The organism is Bordetella holmesii (assembly GCF_020735985.1).
GTDB classification, from domain to species: Bacteria; Pseudomonadota; Gammaproteobacteria; order Burkholderiales; family Burkholderiaceae_B; genus Bordetella; species Bordetella holmesii.
In genome coordinates, this window is the sequence record NZ_CP085973.1 from 1,346,926 (window position 1) to 1,366,997 (window position 20,072).

Sequence of the window (20,072 nt, forward strand, 5' to 3'; positions counted from 1 at the left end):
CGTCGCCCTTCGCAGCAGCGCGGTGACAGGCGACTCAGCTATTGGGTTCTGACAATGAGTATTTTCAAACGGCGCCCTCAAGGCGCCCTGGGCGAGGTTGTGCGCGCCACACGCGCAAGGATATGGCAGGCGCGCGCGCGCGGGCTCTGCGCGGCTGTGCTGAGTATCGGGTGGGTCGCCAGCGTGCAGGCCAGTCTGGTGATCGAAGGCACCCGCGTGGTCTACAAGGCAGGCGCGCCCGAAGTGGTCGTCAAGATGAGCAATGAAGGTACGGTCGCTTCGCTCATGCAGGCGTGGATCGACGACGGCCGCGCCGACGCGACTCCCGATCAGATGAACGTGCCGTTTTTCCTCACCCCCCCACTGGCGCGGGTGGAGCCTGGCAAAGGCCAGGCCTTGCGTATTTTTCATACTGATGGCGGGCAGGCATTGCCCCAGGATCGCGAGTCGTTGTTCTGGCTCAACGTACTGGATGTGCCCCCCAAGGCCGACGGCGTGGAGGATTCGGGCGGCATTCTGCAGATCAGCGTGCGGACCCGCCTGAAGATGTTCTTCCGGCCCAAGGGCTTGAAGGGCTCGGCGGACAACGCGGCCAGCGATTTGACGTTCCGCATCGCGCCAGGCGGCAAGCTTCTGATAAGCAACCCCACGCCGTACTACATAAACCTGCGAGAGGCCTCCTATGGCCCGCAGGAGCACCCCACGCAGCGGTATCCCTCGATGATGATCGCGCCTTTTGCCAGCGCCACGCTGGACCTGGGCGCAGCCCGGCCGGCCTCCATCCGTTACGCCTCCATCAGCGATCTGGGAGCCATCTTCTTTTTCGAGAAGGAGGTGGGCAAGCAATAGCCGGCCCGGTTCGGATGATGGTTGACAATCACTACGCCAGGACGAGACGCCCGCCGTTGTCTCCGACCTTGCTGAGCGCCGGATTATTGGCGCTGTTTTCCTCGGCAGCACCCGCTGCGCAGCAACAGGCCGAGCTGCAGTTTGATCCCCGCATGCTGTGGGGCTCGGCGAGCCACGCGGACTTGCGCAGGTTTGCGCGGCGCAACGTCTTGCCGCCCGGTCTGCACCAGGTCGAGGTGGTCATCAATGGCGAGCGCGGCGTGCCGATGCGGGTGCGCTTCAAGGCGGCCGCCTCCGCTTCGCTTCACGACAGTGATGCATTGGCGTGCCTGGATCACGACCAGTTGTATAGGCTGGGCGTGAACCTGGACGCGCTGGATCCGGCACTGCGCGCGCAACTGGCTGCCGGTGCCTGCGTGGGCGTTCGAGACATCTATCCCGACAGCGTCGAGAGCTTCGACTACGCCACGGCGCAGTTGAGTTTCAGCGTGCCTCAGGCCTACGTGCGCAATCGTTACCAGCGCGACATTCCGCCGGAAAGATGGCAGGAGGGCATTACGGCGTTTCGCAGTAACTACAGCTATAGCTACAGCCGCTATGACTCCCGCGGCGCGTCGTTTCAGTCCTTCAGCGGGTTGTTCGACAGCGGTTTGAATGTGGGCGGCTGGTATTTTCGCAATAGCGCGTTTTTCAGCCTTGCGGGCGGCCGCCGCGAGTTGCGTTCGCAGCGCAGCACCTTGCAAACCGACATCCCTTCCTGGCGCGCCCGCCTGGTGCTGGGAGATATCTACGCTGGCTCCGAGTATTTCAGCCCGTATCAGGTGCGCGGCTTCACGCTGGCAAGCGACCCGGCCATGCTGCCTTACTCGGAACGGCTCTATCGACCCACCGTGCGTGGAGTCGCGGCCACCCAGGCCAGCATCAAGATACTGCAGGGTGGCAACGTCATCTACCAGGCCAGTCTGGCACCGGGGCCTTTTGCCATCGACGACTATTCGCCCATCGGCTATGGCGGAGACCTGACCGTCATCGTTACCGAAGCCAACGGGGCCGTGCAGCGCTTTGTCGTGCCGTTTGGCAATGCGGTGCGACTGATCCGCAAGGGGCAACTGCAATACGCCCTGACGGCGGGGCGCTACGCTCGTGGCTTGCAGGCCGCCGCGGCACCTTGGGTGGCGCAGGCCAGCGGACGCTGGGGTCTTCAGGATGGCGTCAATCTCTATGGCGGGCTGTTGGGCGCTCACAAAACCTATGCCGCCATGACCCTGGGCGCGGCATTCAACACCCCGGTGGGAGCGCTGAGTCTGGATACAACATGGGCCTACGCCCGGCCGGTGCGGCAAAACAGTTTCTACGGGACGAGCTATCGCCTCTCGTATAGCAAAACGCTGGAATCGAGCCGTACGGTGGTGCGCCTGGCGACCTTGCGATACTCGTCAGAGGGGTTTTGGACGTTATCCGATAGCCTGGCGCGGCAATTCACCCCCCTGCGTCCAGGCAGGCCGCGAGGAGAATTCAGTCTGGCGGTCAGCCAGCCTCTGGGCGCCTACGGCAGCTTGTATATGTCCGGCGCGCTGCGCAATTACTGGCGCTCGACCGCGCGGCAGACCCAGTGGGAATTGGGTTACGGCACGCGAGTCAAAGGGGTAGGCGTTTACCTGTCGGCCTCGTTCAGCAATGGCAGCTTCGGGCCCGACCGTCAGGTCATGCTGAACTTTTCCATCCCGCTGTCGAGCGATGCCTCGTCAGGCTCGCTGCGCACGAGCGTGTTGCGCACCCGTAACCGGGGCAGCAATGAGCGCGTCTCCTATGAGGGCACCGTCGGCCAGAGCAGGGCGCTGAGTTACGGACTGGATGTCACCCGCAACGCCGACCGCAGCACGACGTATGGCCTGAGTGCCAACTACCTGGGGCGTTACGGGCAGATCGCGGGTGCCTTCACGCAACAGCCGTCTGGCAGCCAGGTGTTTGTCAACGGCAGCGGGGGGCTGGTGGCCCATCGTGGGGGGGTGACCCTGGGCCAGACACTGTCTGACAGCGTGGGGCTCATCGATGCCCGGGACGCCGGCGGCGCGGCCATTGCCAATACGCGTAACGCCACGGTCGATGCGCGTGGCTACGGTCTGGTGGGCCTGTCGCCCTATTCGCTCAACGAGGTGCAGCTTTCTCCCGAGAATCTGCCGCTCGATGTCGAATTGCAGTCGACCGTGGAGGAGGCCGTGCCGCGCGCCGGTGCCGTGGTGCCGTTGGTATTCAAGACGCGGCGCGAGCGCTCAGCGCTGCTGTTGGTCGATTCAGGGGCGCGCGAACGCCTGCCATTCGGCAGCCCCATTACCGACAGCAAAGGCAACACACTGGGCACCAGCGGTCAGGGTGGGCGCGCACTGTTGCGCGGTCTGCCAGACCAGGGCGAGGTTCACGTCCGCCTGCGCGATGGCAGTGTCTGTATCACCCCTTATCGGTTGGACGACAACACGACGAGAGGCGAGGGCAGATTGCCTCGGATCGTTATGCAATGTGAGCTTAACCATGCGACTCCTTGATTCACCTCTTACGAAGTTGATCGCCCTCAGTATTACCTTACTCACATGGGCGCGTCCGGCTTTTGCAATGTTCGACGGGCCTCCTGTTCAGTGCGAGACGACCAGCAACTTTATCAGCCCACCGCAGGGGATGTTGGTGCGTGTGACGCCGGAAACGCCATTGGGCACGAAACTTACCCCGACCACCTTCTCTCACAGCGTGCTGGCAGGATTTTGTGAGTACACCGTCGGTGAAGAGGTCACTGACGACGATGATCTGATCGATGATCTGATCCAGAACGGGCGGGTGGAGTTCGTGATGGAAGCCAGTAGTGACTATCCTCAGGTGGACAGCCCGTATGGCGTGATGATCAGGCTACCGGGGATTACCGACGAGATAGGCGTTGCCTTGCAGGTGGTTTCTGCCCACAAGGAAATGCTCTCCGCCGGCAAGAAGGAGTGGGTGATCGGCACGAACGGAACCCTTTTGGGTGGTTTCAATGGGACGATAACGCTGTCTTCGCCAACTGATCAAGAACTCAGTTATCTCATCACCAAAATCGCGCAAGTTACGAAGCCCGGCAAACGCTTGATAGGCGGAGGAAGGCAGAACATCTTCACGGTCAAGTGGGTGCTTGTGTTCAGAGGCGAGCGGCACATCCTGGGTCGTAGTTCCGTCATGATGAGTACTGGAATCTCGCGCCTGTCGGTGTTACCCCAAGGTTGCAGCTACAAGAACATCACGCAAACTCTGCCAAACGTAAGGCGAGCGGATTTCAAAGGTGTGGGGTCAACGCTAGGCGAAACATCCTTCAATGTCCCCGTCTCATGTTATGGCGGGCCGAGCGCCAAACTGTCCATCATGCCTCAGCATGTCTATGAAATGATGGCCGGCGTGGGTTTGCCGGATGACATGGAAGCCAAGGGCGTGGGCGTGCAGTTGCTCAAGGATGCCTCGGGCGACACCCCCTGGGAGTTCTCCATGGCGCGTCCACTGGACGAAGCCAAGCGCACCGAGGAGCGCGTCCAGATCGATATCCCGCTGCGCGCGCGCTATTACCAACTCAAGAAAGACGTGCAGGCCGGACCTTTGCGGGTCGTCTACAACGTCACATTGACCTATGATTGAGATCCCCTTTAAGGGGCGGCACCCACGCCTGGCAGTGGCTGCAAGCTTGGCCTGCTTGTCTGCGGCAGGGCCTGCTTTGGCGCAATCGTCGCATCCCCTTTTTGCGCCCAATGGGCAACAGCCGCTCACCCCGGGTCAACGCGACCTCGATTTCGAACACAATCGCCTGCAACGCGCTCAACAGCAGCGGCAGATCGACCGCGCACTCAGCCAGCCGCCCGGCAGCACGATCGAAGCGCCCGAGACCACGCCCGCGCCGGATCTCACCAGGCCTGGTCATACTGTGGCCGTCTCGGGGGTGGATCTGGATTTCGGCACGCAACCGGTCCTGTTTGACGCGCAAACGCTGGCCCGGGAGTTTTTGCATCGTCCCTTGGATAATCAGGGGCTGTTCAACCTTGTGCGTCTGTTGACGGCGAGGCTGTATGAGTTGGGTTATGTCACCTCCAACATTGCGCTGCTGGAGCCGGCCTTGAAAAATGGGCGCCTGCAGTTGAAAGTCAACTGGGGGCGCATCAAGGGATGGCGCATCAATGGCAAGCCGCTTCAGACGCTGCGCGATCGCGCCATGGTGGGTTGGGCCATCCCCAATTGGTGGCGGTCGCCGCTCAACATACGTGACCTGGACCAAGCCATTGAGAACATGAACAATGGCCTCAAACAGGTCACGGTGACGATTGCGCCCGCTGAAGAGTATGGCTACTCCTATCTCGATCTCCGTGTCGAGCGCGCGGCCTGGGCCCGGTTTTCGATAGGGGCAGACAACTCCGGCCTGGGCACGCCGCAACAGGGGCGTGATAAGTACAGCCTATCGGTGGGCACGGGCGATCTGCTGGGGATCAGCGACAGCCTCAACCTGTTTGCCAGCCGGCGTTACTTTTCAGACGCCGGCAGCGATGGCGAACAGTCCTATGATTTGTCGTATCGCATCCCGCTAGGCTATACCCGCATCGACCTTCAGGCCGGCTACAGCAGCTACAAGAACTTGCTGCGTGCGCACCGACTGGCCTACCAGTCCGCAGGCAACTCGCGCAATGTGAGTCTGCGGATCACGCGTACCGTTTATCGCGACGCGACGTCGCAGTTCAGTTTGTACGGCGCACTGAAGTCTCGCCAGAACAAGAACTATCTGGCGCAGACAAGGCTGGATGTCAGTAGCAAGCATTACAGCGATGGCACGCTGGGTCTGCAGTGGAGCGTGCAGCGCGGCCGTCAGGCCATGTTCGCCGACCTGTCCTGGAATCGAGGCTTGGGCCTGAACAACGGCCAGTATTCTGCCTTCGACGCGGTCAATGCCCGCGGCTATGCGTCGCGCGTCAACGCTATCGTGTCCTGGCAGGGTAGCTTTGCGCCTGGCGGGCAGGCGCTGCGCGTTCAGTCTCAGTTGGGTTTTCAGTACTCGCGCCAGATTTTGCTCAACAGCTACCAGCTCACGCTGGGTGACGAGTACACCGTCCACGGCTTCAGCCGCATGACCTCGCAAAGTGGCGACAAAGGTGTTTATTGGTCAAACACCGTATCGCTGCCTGTGCGTTGGCCACGGCTGGCCGGCGTGAGCTTGACGCCCTTTGCGGGCCTGGATGTGGGCAGGCTGCAGAACAACCAGGACACAGCCGCCGTGAGCATGGCCGGTTGGGCACTTGGTGTTCGGCTGAGTTCCCCGTACTGGAACCTATCGGCGACGTATGCACGCGCCATGTGGTCGCCGCTGCCGAAAAAACCTCTTTGGTACCTGAGTACCTCCTTCGTTTTTTAAAGGGCAGAATCGTCTGTGCCGCTGATTGTCAGCGTCAGCATCGACGTCGGGCAACGGTCATACAGGCTGAGCGTGACGTTGCCTTCAGCTAACGCAAAGAGCGCGGTGGCCAGGGTGTTTTCTTCGTCAGGATCGTTCGGGTCGGTGCGCAGCAGCGGCAGCGACCCGGTACTGTCGAGCAGGGCGGCGACGAGGTCGGTGCCGCTGGCGCTGCCGCGCCAGGCGTCCAACAGGTACTCGGCCTGGCGTTGCCGGCTGGCCGATGAGTCGCTGATGACCTGGGGCGGGCTGCCGGGGTGGATCAGGTGGTTGGCATGCACATAGCCTTTGAGGATTTCGTGTACGGCGCACTGCGCCGGCGTGGCCTCGACGCTGAACATCCGGCCCTCTGCGGCCGAGCCCAGGGTGTGATGAAAACCCCCCGCCCGCGGCAGCGTCTGCAGCAGGTCCAGGGCCTCCTGCAGGCTGGTGCAATCGAGTACGGCGCGTGCCACCAGCATGCGCGGCACGCCCATCTGCCGTTGACGCAAGCGTACATTGTTGATGGTCTGCGTCAAACCATTCCGATTGCTGGCGAAGGTGTGGCCCGGCAATGAGCCGGGATAGTAGAAACTGACGTACCCTGGCGCATCGTCGAGATGGACGTCGACGATGCGGCAACGGCCCCGCAGATAGGGGTCGCCATCTTCGTTATGGGCCATCCAGCAGTTGCCATCGGGATCGCGCCAGGCCAGCGAGGTGCAGCCATCGGAGGTTTTGCGCAGTAGATCACCGCGGCAGTTCCACAGGAGCACGTCTTCGAGCGGCATGCGCAAGCCTTCGGCCAGGCCTTCGAGCTCCTGCCAGATCGCGGGCAGGGCGGCGCGAGCGGCCTGGCCCAGGCCTTGCAGGAAGCCGTGGCCACGCCAGGGACGTAAAGCAGCTCAAGTGCTGCTTTGATCCAGATAGGCGGGCATGATGGCGCGCGCCAGCTTGCCGAGCTCCAGACCGACCTGCCGCCGGTCTCCCTCGATGGTGATGGGATTGAACGCCACAGCCTGCCCCCGGGTGATTGGGATGGGAGTTGCATTGTAATTTCTATCTGCGGCTGTGCCACGGGGAAGTGTTGCGTTAAGATCGTTCGCAAGCCAGTTGCAGGCCTGGATTTTGGTCCGGCACCTGGCGCCCAGACTTGGCTCGCCAGGCAGTATGGGCGTAGCCTGTTGAATCCACAGGAGAAATCTATGATCAAAAGTAAAGTCGCGGCTGCCCTCGTTGGGCTGTCCGTCACGATGTTTGGTTCGATATCTGCCGCGGCGCCTCAGGGTAAGGAGTTGATCGTAGCCACCGACACGGCATTTGTGCCGTTCGAGTTCAAGCAGGGCAACACTTACACGGGTTTTGACGTTGATCTCTGGGCGGCGATCGCCAAAGAGCTCAATCTCAAGTACAAACTGCAACCCATGGACTTCAACGGCATCATCCCGGGCCTGCAAACCAAAAACATCGATGCTGCGCTGGCCGGGATCACCATCCGTGACGATCGCAAGAAGGTGATCGACTTCTCGGATCCCTATTATGAAAGCGGCCTGGCTATCCTTGTCCCTGAAAAGACCAGCAATATCAAGACGGCACAGGATCTGGCCGGCAAAACGGTCGCCGTCAAGACGGGCACCGCAACGGTGGACTTCCTCAAGGCGCAGGTGCCAGACGCCAAGCTCAAGCTCTTTCCCAATATCGACAACGCCTACCTTGAGCTGGCCACCGGCCGCGTCGATGCCGCCGTGCATGACACGCCCAATGTTCAGTACTACGCCAATACGGCTGGCAAGGGCCGCGTGAAGGTCGTGGGTACCGTCAAGAGCGGCGATTTTTATGGCATCGCCTTCCCCAAGGACAGCGACCTGGTGGCGCAGGTCAACAAGGCGTTGGCCACCCTCAAGGCTAACGGCGAATACGACAAGATCTATACCAAGTGGTTCGGCAAGGCGCCCTGATGCGCTGATCTGAAAGAACCTTTGGCCGCTTGCGGGCAGGTCTCGCCGGCGGCCATGTTTTTTCCGCCAGAAAGGGGGAAGCGTGAATTTTGACGTATCAGTAATCTGGGACGCCTTGCCCAATTTGCTTGACGGCACATTGATGACCGTCAAGATCACCTTGTGCGGCCTGGTCGGCGGTTTCATTCTTGGGGCATTGGCCGGCGTTGCCCGTGCCTACGGGCCGCGTCCGTTGGCGATTCTGGCGCAGGTGTATGTCGCCGTGATCCGTGGTACGCCCATCGTGGTGCAGGTGATGTTCATTTACTTCGCGTTGCCGTTATTGCTGCCGGGTATGCGGGTCGAGGCCGAGACGGCCGCGATCGCAACCCTGATCATCAACTCGGGCGCATACATTGCCGAAATCGTGCGCGGCTCCTTGCTCTCGGTGGCGCGCGGCCTCAAGGAAGCTGGCCAGGCGATGGGACTGCCGTTTTCCAAGATTCTTTTTCACATTATTGGGCCGGTGGCTTTCCGCCGCATGATTCCCTCGCTGGGCAATCAGTGCATCATCAGCCTGAAGGATTCTTCGCTGTTCATCGTCATCGGTGTGGCCGAATTGACCCGTCAGGGCCAGGAGATCATGGCCAGCAACTTTCGCGCCGTGGAGATCTGGTCAGCGGTGGCGGTGGTTTACCTGATTCTTACCGGCCTGATGGCCCTGGGCTTGCGGCTGCTAGAGAAGAGGATGCGCATACTATGAGCATGGTCGAATTCAAGAACGTCACCAAACGCTTTGGCGATTCGGTCGTCCTCAATGGGATTACAGTTAACGTCGATGCCGGTGAGGTCGTGGTGGTGGTCGGGCCGTCCGGCTCGGGGAAATCTACGTTCTTGCGCTGTATCAACGTGCTGGAAACCATCGACGGTGGCGATCTGCACGTCGACGGCATCAGTGTGCTTGGATCGTCCGAGGACGTGCGCACCATCCGGCGCGAGGCCGGAATGGTATTCCAGCAGTTCAATCTGTTTCCGCAGATGACAGCGCTGGAGAACGTCATGTTCGGGCCGCTGCACACGCGAGGGACCAGCCGCGACGAGGCCCGCCAGGTGGCCCGCGAACTGCTCGGCAAGGTGGGCCTGTCCGAGCGTATGGACCACTACCCCGCCGAGTTGTCGGGCGGTCAGCAACAGCGCGTGGCGATCGCCCGGGCCCTGGCCATCAAACCCAAGCTCATGCTCTTTGACGAACCCACCTCAGCGCTGGATCCCGAGTTGCGCCACGAAGTATTGAAGGTCATGCGCGATCTCGCGGTCGAGGGTATGACCATGGTCGTCGTCACCCACGAGATGGAGTTCGCCCGCAAGGTGGGTAGTCGGCTTCTGTTTATTGATGGCGGCAAAATTGCTCATGATGGCAAGCCGCAGGCCCTGTTGAGCGACCCGCCGAGTCAGCGGTTGCGGGACTTCCTGCAGCACGTGGCCTAAGAGGAACGCGCCGCAGTCGTCGAGGCAGCGGCTGGGGTGGGAGCAGGCACAGGAGGGCAGCGCCCAGAGAACTATGGCCCGGCGGTGCCGGGCCATAGTGGCTTATCCCTTGACGCGGACAATCTTCTGCACCTGCGGCACATGCCGGATGGCGCGAATGACTTGGGCCAGATGTTTGCGGCTATCAACCTGCACCGTCAGGTGCAGTGATACCGTCGAGACCGCATCGTCATGCATCGTCACCTGGACGATGTTGGCATCGGCCGCCGTGACTTCGGCGGCGATGCGCCCCAGCACGCCGCGTTCGTTGCGCGTGATGATGTCCAGCCGTGTGGCCAGGTGCTTGGCCGTTTGCTTGTCCCAGGCGACCGTGACCCAGCGTTCGGGCTCGCGCAGGCGCTGGCGCGCCGCCACCGGGCAGTCGGCGGTATGCACGACCAGGCCGTGGCCCAGGCGCATGCCCGCGATGATGGGGTCGCCAGGCAGCGGGCCGCAGCACGGTGCAAGCTGAACGGCCTGACCTTCATTGCCCTGGATCAAGATAGGGGCCGCGCGCGCGGAGATGATTTCGTCGACGGCCGCGGCGGTGGTGGCCACCAGATCATGCTCCGGGGCGAAGCGGCGTGCCACGACGGCGGCCAGGCGCTTGCCCAGGCCGATGTCGGCCAGGATTTCGTCGCGTGATGTGGCGCCGGTGCTGCGCGCCAGCTTGTCCCAAACCGGGTCGTCGGCCGGCGGCATGGGCAGATGCAGCTCTTGCATGGTCTGCACCAGCAACCGCTCGCCAAAGGCGACGGACTCTTCATAGCGCACCGTGCGCAAGAAATGCCGGATCTCGGAGCGCGCACGCCCGGTGCGCACGTAATTGAGCCATTGGGCATTCGGGCGCGAGGCGGGTGAGGTGATGATCTCGACGGTGTCGCCGCTGGCCAGTTCGGTGCGCAGGGGAACGAACTCGCTATTGATCTTGGCTGCGACCGCCTGGTTGCCGATGTCCGTATGAATGGCGTAGGCAAAATCCACCGGCGTGGCACCGCGCGGCAGCGCAATGATCTTGCCACGAGGCGTAAAGACATACACCGCATCAGGGAAGAGATCGACCTTCACGTGCTCGAGGAACTCGCCCGAATCCCCGGTCTGGCTCTGAATGTCCAGCAGGGACTGCAGCCATTGGTGCGTGCGTTTCTGCAGTTCGTTGAGCGTGAGGTCGGCGTCCTTGTAGAGCCAGTGCGACGCGACGCCTTCTTCGGCGATGTGATGCATGTCGCGCGTGCGGAACTGAAACTCCACGGGCGTGCCGTAAGGTCCGACCAGCGTCGTGTGCAAGGATTGATAGCCATTGACCTTCGGGATGGCGATGTAATCCTTGAACTTGCCCGGTACCGGACGGTAGAGCTGATGCAAGGTGCCAAGCGCCAGATAACACTCGGGCAGGGTATGCACGATGACCCGGAAGCCGTAGATATCTAAAACCTCGGAGAAGGTTTTCTTCTGGTCGGCCATCTTGCGATAGATGCCGAACAGGGTTTTCTCGCGGCCGGTGACCTCGGCCTCGATGCCGGCAGCCGGCAATGCGGCGCGCACCGAGTCCTCGATTTTGCTGATGACCTCACGCCGGTTGCCGCGTGCGGCAAGCACGGCCTTGTACAGCACCTGATAGCGATTGGGGTACATGGCTGCGAAACAGAGGTCTTGCAGCTCACGGAAAAGCAGGTTCAGGCCCAGGCGGTGGGCGATGGGTGCGTAGATGTCGAGGGTTTCGCGTGCGATGCGGCGGCGCTTCTCAGGGTTGACCGCGTCCAACGTGCGCATGTTGTGCAGACGGTCGGCCAACTTGATGAGAATGACGCGCACGTCGCGCGCCATGGCCAGCAGCATCTTGCGAAAGCTCTCGGCCTGTTGCTCTGCCTTGGTAGCGAAGTCCAGGCGTTGCAGCTTGGACAGCCCATCGACCAGTTCGGCCACCTCGGGGCCGAAGCGTTCGGCCAGTTCCTGCTTGGCGACGCCTTGGTCCTCGATCACATCGTGCAGCAAGGCAGCCGACAGCGCATTGGCATCCAGCTTCCAGCCGGCGCAGATCTCCGTGACCGCGATGGGGTGCGAAATGTATGCTGAGCCTGAGGCGCGAAACTGCCCCAGATGGGCCTGGTCGGCGAAGCGATAGGCTTCGCGCACCCGCTCGACGTCCTTGGGCTCGAGATAGGTATTGATGATCTCGGTCAGGGGCGCCAGCGAGGCGATGGGGGGAGGGCTAATTTCGGATGTGTCATCGATCTGCGGCGCAGAGGATGACCCGGCACGATTGCGCGCCTTTTTGCCGCCGCGCCGGCCCAGGCGCGAGCCTGCGCGAAGCGCTGCGAGTAGACCTGAAGAGGCATACTTCAGTCCGGGAAAAGCCATGCTAGCCGCCTCCCCGGCCGCGATCAGGTCGGGACTTTACGCAGCATTTCCAGGCCGGTGAGGCCGGAGGCGATTTCACGCAGGGCAGTCACGGTCGGCTTGTCTTTGCTGTCCAGGCGCGGGGCATGGCCTTGCGCCAGCTCGCGGGCGCGGTAGGTCGCAGCCAGCGTGAGCTTGAATCGGTTAGGGATTTGGTTCAGACAATCTTCGACAGTGATGCGGGCCATGGAATTACCTGGTGGATAGCTGACGTTAGGAACAGGGCGTTTTTTAGTGCGAAGCCGGAATGCCAAGTTGGGCAAACAAGCTTGCATTTCGCACTGCCTGAGATGAAAAACGCAGCCGCGCGGCACTGATGACTTGCATCAATTCCGACAGGGCTACGCTAAATTCTTGATTAATAATAACATATTCGCATTCCGGCGCGTGCGCGATTTCGCCGCCCGCCGCCAGCAATCGGCGCGATATCACTTGTTCAGAATCCTGGCCCCGTGCCTTGAGGCGCGTCTCGAGTTCTTCGATCGATGGCGGCAGGATGAAAATGCCGATTGCGCCCGGATAGCGCTGCTTGACCTGCCGGGCACCCTGCCAGTCGATCTCGAGCAGGACGTCTCGGCCGGCGGCGGTGGCTTCATCGATCAGGTCGCGTGGCGTACCGTAGAAATTGCCATGGACTTCAGCCCATTCAAGCAACCGGTTGTCGGCGCGCAGCGCGGTAAACGCTTCTTGCGTGACAAAACGATATTCGCGGCCGTCCTGCTCGCCGGGGCGCGGTGCGCGCGTCGTAGCGGAAATGGACAGCATGATGGATGGGTCGCGGTCGAGGAGGGCGCGAACCAGGCTGGATTTGCCGGCGCCACTCGGGGCGACGACCATGAAAACATTGCCGGAATGAGCGGACATGGAAATAAAGCGCACGGTACGAGACCCGAAGCATAACAAATCGGCGCAGCCGTCAGGCGCGCAGCGCCACGGCCCAAGGCCCGCCCTGCGGGACGTTGGTCACTCCCGCTTGCATTGCGCAGGCGGGGTTTGGGGTAGGATGGCCGCGTTGAGAAATCTTGGTGGAGAAGCGAATGCAGTCAAATGACACACCCGGCTCACGGGTGGCGCTTGTAACTGGCGCAGGTACCGGTATTGGCCGGGCCGTTGCCCTGGAGTTTCTGGCTCAGGGGTACAAGGTGGTGTTGGCCGGCCGCCGGCGAGAGCCGCTGGAGCAGACGCGTATTGCCGCCGGCGAAGATGGCGTGCGTGCGTTGGTCGTGCCGACCGACGTCACGCAGGAGTCAGACGTGCGCGCGCTGTTCGACGAAATTCAGCGCGAGTATGACCGTCTCGACGTCCTGTTCAATAATGCCGGGCGCAGTGCGCCTGCCGTTCCCATTGAAGACCTGCCTGTGGAAGTCTGGCGCTCGGTGGTGGACACCAATTTGACCGGCATGTTTCTATGCGCGCAGGCCGCTATTCGCCTTATGAAGGCGCAGAGCCCGCGCGGCGGACGCATCATCAACAACGGATCGATCTCGTCGCACGCACCGCGCCCATACTCCATTGCCTATACGGCAACCAAGCATGGCGTGACCGGTCTGACCAAATCGATCTCGCTGGATTGCCGGCAATATGGCATTGCTTGCGGTCAGATCGACATCGGCAATACCGCCACCGACATGACCGAACGCATGGCCCAGGGCGTGCTTCAGGCGGACGGGTCGACGCGGGTCGAACCCCGCATGGACGTCGCGCACGTCGCTCAGGCTGTTGCGAGCATGGCGCAATTGCCCTTGGACACCAACGTGCAGTTCATGACGATCATGGCCACGAATATGCCGTTCGTGGGTCGAGGCTAAAGGGCAGGGGGCGGGCCAGGCCGCCCCTGTCGCGCGTTAATTGGCGTTTTGGGCCAGCAATTGCGATGGATTGCTTTCTAGGTAGCTGCGAGCGCCCACGTAGCGCTTGGACCAATAGCTATTGCTGAGCTTATCGACGCGGACTTTGGCGCCGCGCGAAGGCGCGTGCACGAATTGATTCTGGCCAATATAGATACCAACGTGCGACGTCACACCACGCCGGCTGGTCGCGAAAAACACCAGGTCGCCGGGACGTAATTGACGGCGATTGACGTTGTCGCCCGCCTGACGCTGAGCGCGCGAGGTGCGCGGCAGATCGATACCCGCGGTCTCGCGGAAGACGAACAGGGCCAGGCCGCTGCAATCGAATCCGTCAACGGGATCGTCGCCGCCCCAGCTATAAGGGGTACCTATCTTATCCAGGCCGGCTTGAACGATACGTTCACGCAGCGTGGGGACGGTGGTTTCATCGGCCAGCTTCAGGCCTTGAATATTGCCCAATACGTCGGTGTGCACCGTCGCGCTGGCAATACCGGTTAAACATAGCGCCAACAGCGGGGCGCTGAGCAGTGCGGACAATCTGGACCATTGTCCGCGGTCTTTTCGCGTGGGAGGAGTCATGCGGCACTTCGGACAGCAAAGTGTGGACGGATGGCTTCAGAGCACGTGTCTCTAGGGATAAGCCGGCGGCAAAGCGAAACCTTAACAGCAGATGCCTGCGGATAGTTCTGAAATAGTATTTCATTACATTTTTGATGCGCTGCAGGATGTTTCTTGCGGCTGGATCTCCGGGCGGGCGGGGCGCCGTACGGGATGCGCCATAATCGGCGACGTGCGGCGCTCAGGCCGCGATGCAGCAGGGAAAACGACCAATGAGTGCAGTGTATTCAGCAGCCAACCTCTATCGTCCGGAGCCCATCCCGTTTGAACGTTTTGACGATGCGCGCGCCGCCGTCGAGCGGCTGACACAGATTTACGACCGCAATACGGCATTTCTGCGCCAGGCATTTCAGGACGTGCTGCATGGGCGCAATGTAAGCGGGCGTGTGCGTGCCTGCTACCCCGCCTTGCGGATATCCGTGCAAACCTACGACCCGATAGACTCCCGGCTGTCGTACGGCCATGTGGCAGAGCCTGGCTGCTACCAGACAACCGTCACACAGCCTGGGCTGTTTACCGACTATCTGACTGAGCAGATTGGCCTGTTGCTCCAGAATCATGGCGTCCCGGTGGAAATAGGGGAGTCCGACACGCCCATACCCTTGCATTTTGCATTTCCGGAGGGCACCTACGTCGAGGGAGAGCATCTGGACAGCCTGCGCCGGCCCTTGCGCGATCTGTTCGATGTGCCCGATCTGGCGGTGACTGACGACGCGATCGTCAACGGCTCCTGGCGCGGACGGGAGGGTGAACCCCATCCTTTGGCACCATTTACCGCCACGCGCGTGGATTACTCCTTGCACCGGCTGCAGCATTACACCGCGACCGCGCCTTCGCACTTTCAGAATTTCGTGCTTTTCACGAACTACCAGTTTTATGTGGACGAATTCTGCGCGCGGGCCCGAGCCATGATGGCAGAAGGGCGCGGCGACTACGAGGCGCTGATCGAACCGGGCAACCGCATCACCCGGCGCGGTGAAACCACGGCGACGGCGGATGCTGGGCAAAGGCTGCCCCAGATGCCGGCCTACCATCTGGTGCGGCCCGATCACTCCGGTATTACGTTGGTCAATATGGGCGTGGGACCGTCAAACGCCAAGACCATCACGGACCATATCGCCGTGTTGCGGCCCCACGCCTGGCTGATGCTCGGCCACTGTGCGGGTCTGCGGGATTCGCAGCACCTGGGGGATTACGTATTGGCTCACGGCTATGTGCGCGACGATCATGTGCTCGATGCCGATCTGCCGGCCTGGGTGCCCGTGCCGCCGCTGGCAGAGGTGCAGGTTGCGCTGGAACAAGCCGTCCAGGAAGTCGCGGGCCTGTCAGGCTGGGACCTCAAACGCATCATGCGCACGGGAACCGTGGCGACTATCGACAATCGCAATTGGGAGCTGCGCGACCAGGGCGAATTGGTGGAGCGGTTCGCGCAGTCACGTGCCATTGCGCTTGACATGGAATCCGCCACGGTGGCGGCCAATGGGTTCCGATTTCGCGTGCCATACGGGACCCTGCTTTGCGTGTCGGATAAACCCTTGCATGGCGAGCTCAAGTTGCCCGGCATGGCCAGCGCCTTCTATCGCAGGCAAGTCAATCAGCATCTGGAAATCGGTATTCGCGCCCTGGAAATTCTGAGTGAAATGGCTCCGGAAAGGCTGCATTCGCGCAAGCTGCGCTCCTTTACCGAGACGGCCTTTCAGTAAGCGGACGTCATCCATGCACCTGTAACACTGCGTAGCCATACTCGCGGCTTTTCATCTGTAGGGAGTTTGACATGCAAGCCGCGAAATCGCGTATGGGGATGCAGTATCGCCGCTGGATGGCCGCGCTGGCCTTGCCCTTGGTACTGGCCGGTTGCAACGGCGGTGGCGACGACGATGATGAGCAGGTGAGCACGACGCCACCACAGACGGCTCCCGAACAGACTCCGCCGGCCAGCACGGAGCCGACGCGCAACACCGTCTATCTGGACGCCAAAGCCGGTGACGTGATTGCCGTGCGTATCGAAGAGTTGCTGCCCACACAGGCCGCCATCGGTTACGACCAGATCTACTACAAGCTTGGCCGTTGGCAGGGAGATTTCAACCGGTCCACCTGGCAGGCCAACGCCACGCAAATGCTGGACTACTTGAACCGCACCGTCGGCAAGAAGTTCGACGATTATTGCGAAGACACGGGCCAGACGTCGCGCGCTCAGGATTTCCAGACCATCGCCGAAGCGAGCGCCGCGCGCCTGGACGACGCCACGACGTTTGCCTGCAAGGATGCCCCGGGCACCAATGCCGATGCAATGAAGACGGTCGTAGTGGGATGGGATGGCAATCTGTATCTCACGGACGGGCACCACTCCTTCTCGTCATTGCGCGAGATCGCCGATGGCGGCCCCAAACTCAAGGTCTGGGTCAAAGTCGATGCCAATTACAGCGATATGACCAGCAGCGCGGCGTTCTGGCAACGAATGGTCGATGAAGGTCGAGCCTGGCTGCGCGATGGCAACAATCAGGCCATTACGGTCGATCAATTGCCCACGCGCCTGGGCCTGGCCAACGCGAACGAGGCCGGCGGGATGCAGGAAGACCCCTATCGCTCACTGGTCTACTTCACACGAGATATCGGCTACACCAATAGCGGCTTGCCAGAGTTCGCGGAATTCTTGTGGGGCGACTGGTTGCGCAAAGAGACCGAGGCCGGGCGCCTGCAGCCCATGTCGGCGTTCAATCTGAAGGCACCCGCCGCCGCTGCCGATATTCTCGCTGTCAGCACACTGAAGAAAGATCTGTCGCGTGCAGACAGCGCGACCAGCTACGCGGCCATGGCACGCGAGGCTTCGTTGCGCATGACGGCGCTGGCCGATGCCGACGTGGTCTATGGCGATCGCACGGCGGCACGGTTGGGTCGTGTGAAACTGGTGCCCAACGCCGATAGCGGCACACCCACCAAGACCGCTCGCGATACGCTCGAGGAGTTACCGCGTAACGACGCGAAGTCAGATCTTTCTCCGCGTGGCGCGGGCAAGCTCTGGTTTGCCGTCAACTACCGCAATTGCGGCCGGCCGGCCGCCGGTACCTGCTGGGGTTGGTAAACAGGCACGGGCAGGCGTAGCGCCTGCCTGTCAGACGGCGCGGAGCACGCCTGGCGCGAGCCAGGCCTGCTCCGCGAATGCTTTATTCGATGTTCTGCGCCTGCTCGCGCATTTGTTCGATAAGCAGCTTCAGATCCATGGCGGCGCGGGTGACTTCCAGGCTGCCGGCCTTGGATCCGAGCGTATTGGCCTCGCGGTTCATCTCCTGAAACAGGAAGTCCAGACGTTTGCCCGCGCTGCCCTTGGCGCTGCCTTTGCCGCTTGCCTTGCCTGCACCCTCGCTGAACAAATGGCGGAGTTCTTCGAGATGGGAACGCAGCCGGGCAAGCTCTTCGGCCACATCGATACGCATCGCGAACAGTCCGGCCTCCTGTGCTACGCGCTCGGTCAACTCGGCGCCGCTGATGTGAGCGAAGCCGCCCGGAAAGGCCGCCTCAAGGCTTTCCCGCAGTTTGGTTGCGAGCTTGTCGCGATGGTCTGCCAGCAATTGCGGCAGGTGACTTTCGACCAGCTCAACGATGCGGCCTACGCCGTCGGCGCAGTCTCGCATTACCTGAGCCAGGCGCTCGCCCTCGCGGGCTCGGCCGTCCTGCAGTTGAGTCAGTGCCTGTTGAGCGGCGCGGACGCACGCCGCCCCCCAGATTTGCGGGTCAAGGGCATCGTTGATGCGTTGTCCGGGCCAGTTGAACAGTTCGACCAGGCGGGGGGCGCTGACTTCAGGCAGGATGCGCCGTGCGGCCTGCAGTTGGTCGGCCAATTGGCCCAGCCATTGCGGATCGAGTTGGGTGACTTCAGCCGTGGCATTGCGGGTGAAGCTTACCCGGACCTCTACCTTGCCACGTGCCAATTGGCCGGTTAGCAGCTCACGCAGCGGCGTCTCGGCGTGCCGCAGTTCGTCAGGCAGACGGAAGTGCAGGTCGAGAAAACGGCTGTTGACGCTGCGCAGCTCAAGAGCGAGCGAGCCTTGTTCGAGATCGACGCGGGCGTTGCCAAACGCGGTCATGCTGCGAATCATGATGGATATTCCTGGAAATGCCGGGCGAAAGCCCTAAAGCGCGGGATTGTGCCCGCAGAATAACCGAAGAGCCCGAGGGCGCACGTACAATCCATCCATCCCTATGCACGCCTGTTGATGATTCTGGAGTTTGCCTTGACCTCACCCGATACCTTTGCCCGTCCCGATGGCCGCGCCGTTGATGCCTTGCGGCCGTTCCATTTGCAGCGCGGTTTTACCCGTTATGCCGAAGGATCGGTGCTGGTGGTGGCGGGCAACACCCAGGTGCTCTGCACGGCCAGTGTGCTGGACAAGGTACCGCCCTTTTTGAAGGGCAAAGGAGAGGGCTGGGTTACGGCTGAGTACGGCATGCTGCCCCGCGCCACGCACACCCGCGGCGACCGGGAAGCCGCGCGTGGCAAGCAAAGCGGCCGTACGCAGGAGATTCAGCGCCTGATTGGCCGCTCCTTGCGTGCGGTGGTCGACCTGAAGTTGCTGGGAGAGCGCACCCTGCACCTGGATTGCGATGTCCTGCAAGCCGATGGCGGCACGCGCTGCGCCAGCATTACCGGTGCCTGGGTCGCGACAGCCGACGCCGTGGCATTGCTGATAGAGCGCGGCCAGTTAACGCAAAACCCCATCCGTGATCACGTCGCCGCCGTGTCCGTCGGTCTGGTGGGCGGGCGCGCGGTTCTGGACCTCAACTACGAGGAAGACTCTGCCTGCGAAGCGGACGTCAATGTCGTCATGACGGGCGCTGGCGCTTTCGTGGAAGTGCAGGGAACGGGCGAGGAGGCAACTTTCACACGGGCGCAGCTAGACACCATGCTGGGGCTGGCCGAAGGTGGGGTTGCACAACTGGTGATGGCTCAACGTGCGGCCCGTAGCTAGGCGCCGGCGGCGGTAACGGGAGGCCGGGCGCCCGGCCCGCTACAGCGCTACTATTGAAGCGTTCGGAACTCGTTGTCATCTACCGCCATGTCGCAAACACCGCTTTGCACGGAAGAAGAAATCCAGACTCTGGTGCATGAGTTTTATGCGCGCGTACGCGCAGATGCGAGGTTGGGCCCAATTTTCAATGCTCACATTGATGATTGGGACGCCCATTTGAGCAAGTTGACGGACTTCTGGTCGGCCATCTTGCTGCGCACCCGGCGCTTTAGCGGCACGCCCATGCCTAAGCACATCGCGCTGCCGGATTTGAGCGCCGAGCTCTTCGAGCATTGGTTGGCGTTATTTCGTGCAACGGCCCGGGCACAACCCAATCAGGCGATGGCCACGCAGGCCCTGGCGATGGCCGAACGTATCGCGCAAAGCCTGTGGTTGGGCTACCAGCTCAGCCGGCAGCCCGACGTTGCACCGCAAGCATTGCGCTTTTCCTGAGCCTGCC

Annotated in this window: 17 protein-coding genes and 1 pseudogene; 12 read left to right on the forward strand and 6 right to left on the reverse strand. The window is 61.8% G+C overall.

Annotated elements, in window-relative coordinates; all coding sequences use genetic code 11:
* Positions 1-54 precede the first annotated feature (54 nt).
* The 4 genes from LK440_RS06410 (at position 55) to LK440_RS06425 (ending at position 6,256) form a co-directional block, all read left to right on the forward strand.
* On the forward strand, positions 55-849 hold the full coding sequence (locus LK440_RS06410) for a fimbrial biogenesis chaperone (protein WP_005019537.1): 795 nt from the start codon (positions 55-57) through the stop codon (positions 847-849).
* Between the two features lie 56 nt (positions 850-905).
* Positions 906-3,392, forward strand: coding sequence for a fimbria/pilus outer membrane usher protein (locus LK440_RS06415; protein WP_227944794.1), 2,487 nt, complete (start codon positions 906-908; stop codon positions 3,390-3,392).
* Between the two features lie 160 nt (positions 3,393-3,552).
* Positions 3,553-4,500: a fimbrial protein gene (locus LK440_RS06420; protein ID WP_227944795.1), complete on the forward strand. Its 948-nt coding sequence runs from the start codon at positions 3,553-3,555 to the stop codon at positions 4,498-4,500.
* Between the two features lie 76 nt (positions 4,501-4,576).
* Complete coding sequence (locus LK440_RS06425; protein WP_005014097.1) at positions 4,577-6,256, forward strand: ShlB/FhaC/HecB family hemolysin secretion/activation protein; 1,680 nt, start codon at positions 4,577-4,579, stop codon at positions 6,254-6,256.
* On the opposite strand, the pseudogene LK440_RS06430 reads toward LK440_RS06425, so the two are convergent.
* Positions 6,253-7,290 (reverse strand): annotated as a pseudogene (locus LK440_RS06430) (C45 family autoproteolytic acyltransferase/hydolase). The gene LK440_RS06425 and the pseudogene LK440_RS06430 sit on opposite strands and share 4 nt — an antisense overlap.
* Positions 7,291-7,479: 189 nt before the next feature.
* Here LK440_RS06430 and glnH point away from each other — a divergent pair.
* The 3 genes from glnH to glnQ all read left to right on the forward strand — a co-directional run bounded on the left by glnH (position 7,480) and on the right by glnQ (position 9,699).
* Positions 7,480-8,232 carry a glutamine ABC transporter substrate-binding protein GlnH gene (gene glnH, locus LK440_RS06435; RefSeq protein WP_005014096.1) on the forward strand — a complete coding sequence of 251 codons (753 nt, stop codon included), beginning with the start codon at positions 7,480-7,482 and terminating at the stop codon, positions 8,230-8,232.
* An 82-nt stretch (positions 8,233-8,314) separates the two neighbouring features.
* The gene (gene glnP / locus LK440_RS06440; RefSeq protein ID WP_005014095.1) at positions 8,315-8,974 is read left to right on the forward strand and encodes a glutamine ABC transporter permease GlnP; all 660 of its coding nucleotides are present in this window, start codon (positions 8,315-8,317) and stop codon (positions 8,972-8,974) included.
* Positions 8,971-9,699 carry a glutamine ABC transporter ATP-binding protein GlnQ gene (gene glnQ / locus LK440_RS06445; RefSeq protein WP_017685303.1) on the forward strand — a complete coding sequence of 243 codons (729 nt, stop codon included), beginning with the start codon at positions 8,971-8,973 and terminating at the stop codon, positions 9,697-9,699. The genes glnP and glnQ overlap by 4 nt, the downstream gene beginning before the upstream one ends.
* A gap of 102 nt (positions 9,700-9,801) precedes the next feature.
* On the opposite strand, the gene LK440_RS06450 is transcribed toward glnQ, so the two are convergent.
* Genes LK440_RS06450 through gmk form a run of 3 tightly spaced genes read right to left on the reverse strand, consistent with a single transcriptional unit; the run spans position 9,802 to position 13,002 of the window.
* Positions 9,802-12,099, reverse strand: coding sequence for a RelA/SpoT family protein (locus LK440_RS06450; protein WP_005014092.1), 2,298 nt, complete (start codon positions 12,097-12,099; stop codon positions 9,802-9,804).
* A 23-nt stretch (positions 12,100-12,122) separates the two neighbouring features.
* Positions 12,123-12,326 carry a DNA-directed RNA polymerase subunit omega gene (rpoZ, locus tag LK440_RS06455; protein WP_003811126.1) on the reverse strand — a complete coding sequence of 68 codons (204 nt, stop codon included), beginning with the start codon at positions 12,324-12,326 and terminating at the stop codon, positions 12,123-12,125.
* A gap of 43 nt (positions 12,327-12,369) precedes the next feature.
* Positions 12,370-13,002 (reverse strand): guanylate kinase, encoded by a 633-nt coding sequence (gene gmk / locus LK440_RS06460; RefSeq protein WP_025341458.1) that lies wholly within the window; start codon positions 13,000-13,002, stop codon positions 12,370-12,372.
* A gap of 173 nt (positions 13,003-13,175) precedes the next feature.
* On the opposite strand from gmk, the gene LK440_RS06465 reads away from it, so the two are divergent.
* A complete protein-coding gene (locus LK440_RS06465; RefSeq protein WP_005014089.1) occupies positions 13,176-13,946 on the forward strand; it encodes an SDR family oxidoreductase in 771 nt (256 codons plus the stop codon).
* A 36-nt stretch (positions 13,947-13,982) separates the two neighbouring features.
* On the opposite strand, the gene LK440_RS06470 is transcribed toward LK440_RS06465, so the two are convergent.
* Positions 13,983-14,567, reverse strand: coding sequence for a C40 family peptidase (locus LK440_RS06470; RefSeq protein WP_025341457.1), 585 nt, complete (start codon positions 14,565-14,567; stop codon positions 13,983-13,985).
* Positions 14,568-14,818: 251 nt separating this feature from the next.
* Between LK440_RS06470 and LK440_RS06475 the strand changes: the two genes are divergently transcribed.
* Both LK440_RS06475 and LK440_RS06480 read left to right on the forward strand, forming a co-directional pair.
* Positions 14,819-16,309, forward strand: coding sequence for an AMP nucleosidase (locus LK440_RS06475; protein ID WP_005014087.1), 1,491 nt, complete (start codon positions 14,819-14,821; stop codon positions 16,307-16,309).
* 71 nt (positions 16,310-16,380) lie between these two features.
* Positions 16,381-17,688, forward strand: coding sequence for a ParB/Srx family N-terminal domain-containing protein (locus tag LK440_RS06480; protein WP_005014086.1), 1,308 nt, complete (start codon positions 16,381-16,383; stop codon positions 17,686-17,688).
* Positions 17,689-17,770: 82 nt separating this feature from the next.
* On the opposite strand, the gene LK440_RS06485 is transcribed toward LK440_RS06480, so the two are convergent.
* The gene (locus LK440_RS06485) at positions 17,771-18,703 is read right to left on the reverse strand and encodes a YicC/YloC family endoribonuclease (RefSeq protein WP_005014085.1); all 933 of its coding nucleotides are present in this window, start codon (positions 18,701-18,703) and stop codon (positions 17,771-17,773) included.
* Between the two features lie 117 nt (positions 18,704-18,820).
* Between LK440_RS06485 and rph the strand changes: the two genes are divergently transcribed.
* Together rph and LK440_RS06495 are read left to right on the forward strand one after the other, a co-directional pair.
* A complete protein-coding gene (gene rph, locus LK440_RS06490) occupies positions 18,821-19,573 on the forward strand; it encodes a ribonuclease PH (protein WP_005014084.1) in 753 nt (250 codons plus the stop codon).
* Between the two features lie 87 nt (positions 19,574-19,660).
* Positions 19,661-20,065 carry a group III truncated hemoglobin gene (locus tag LK440_RS06495; protein ID WP_005014083.1) on the forward strand — a complete coding sequence of 135 codons (405 nt, stop codon included), beginning with the start codon at positions 19,661-19,663 and terminating at the stop codon, positions 20,063-20,065.
* Positions 20,066-20,072: the final 7 nt, after the last annotated feature.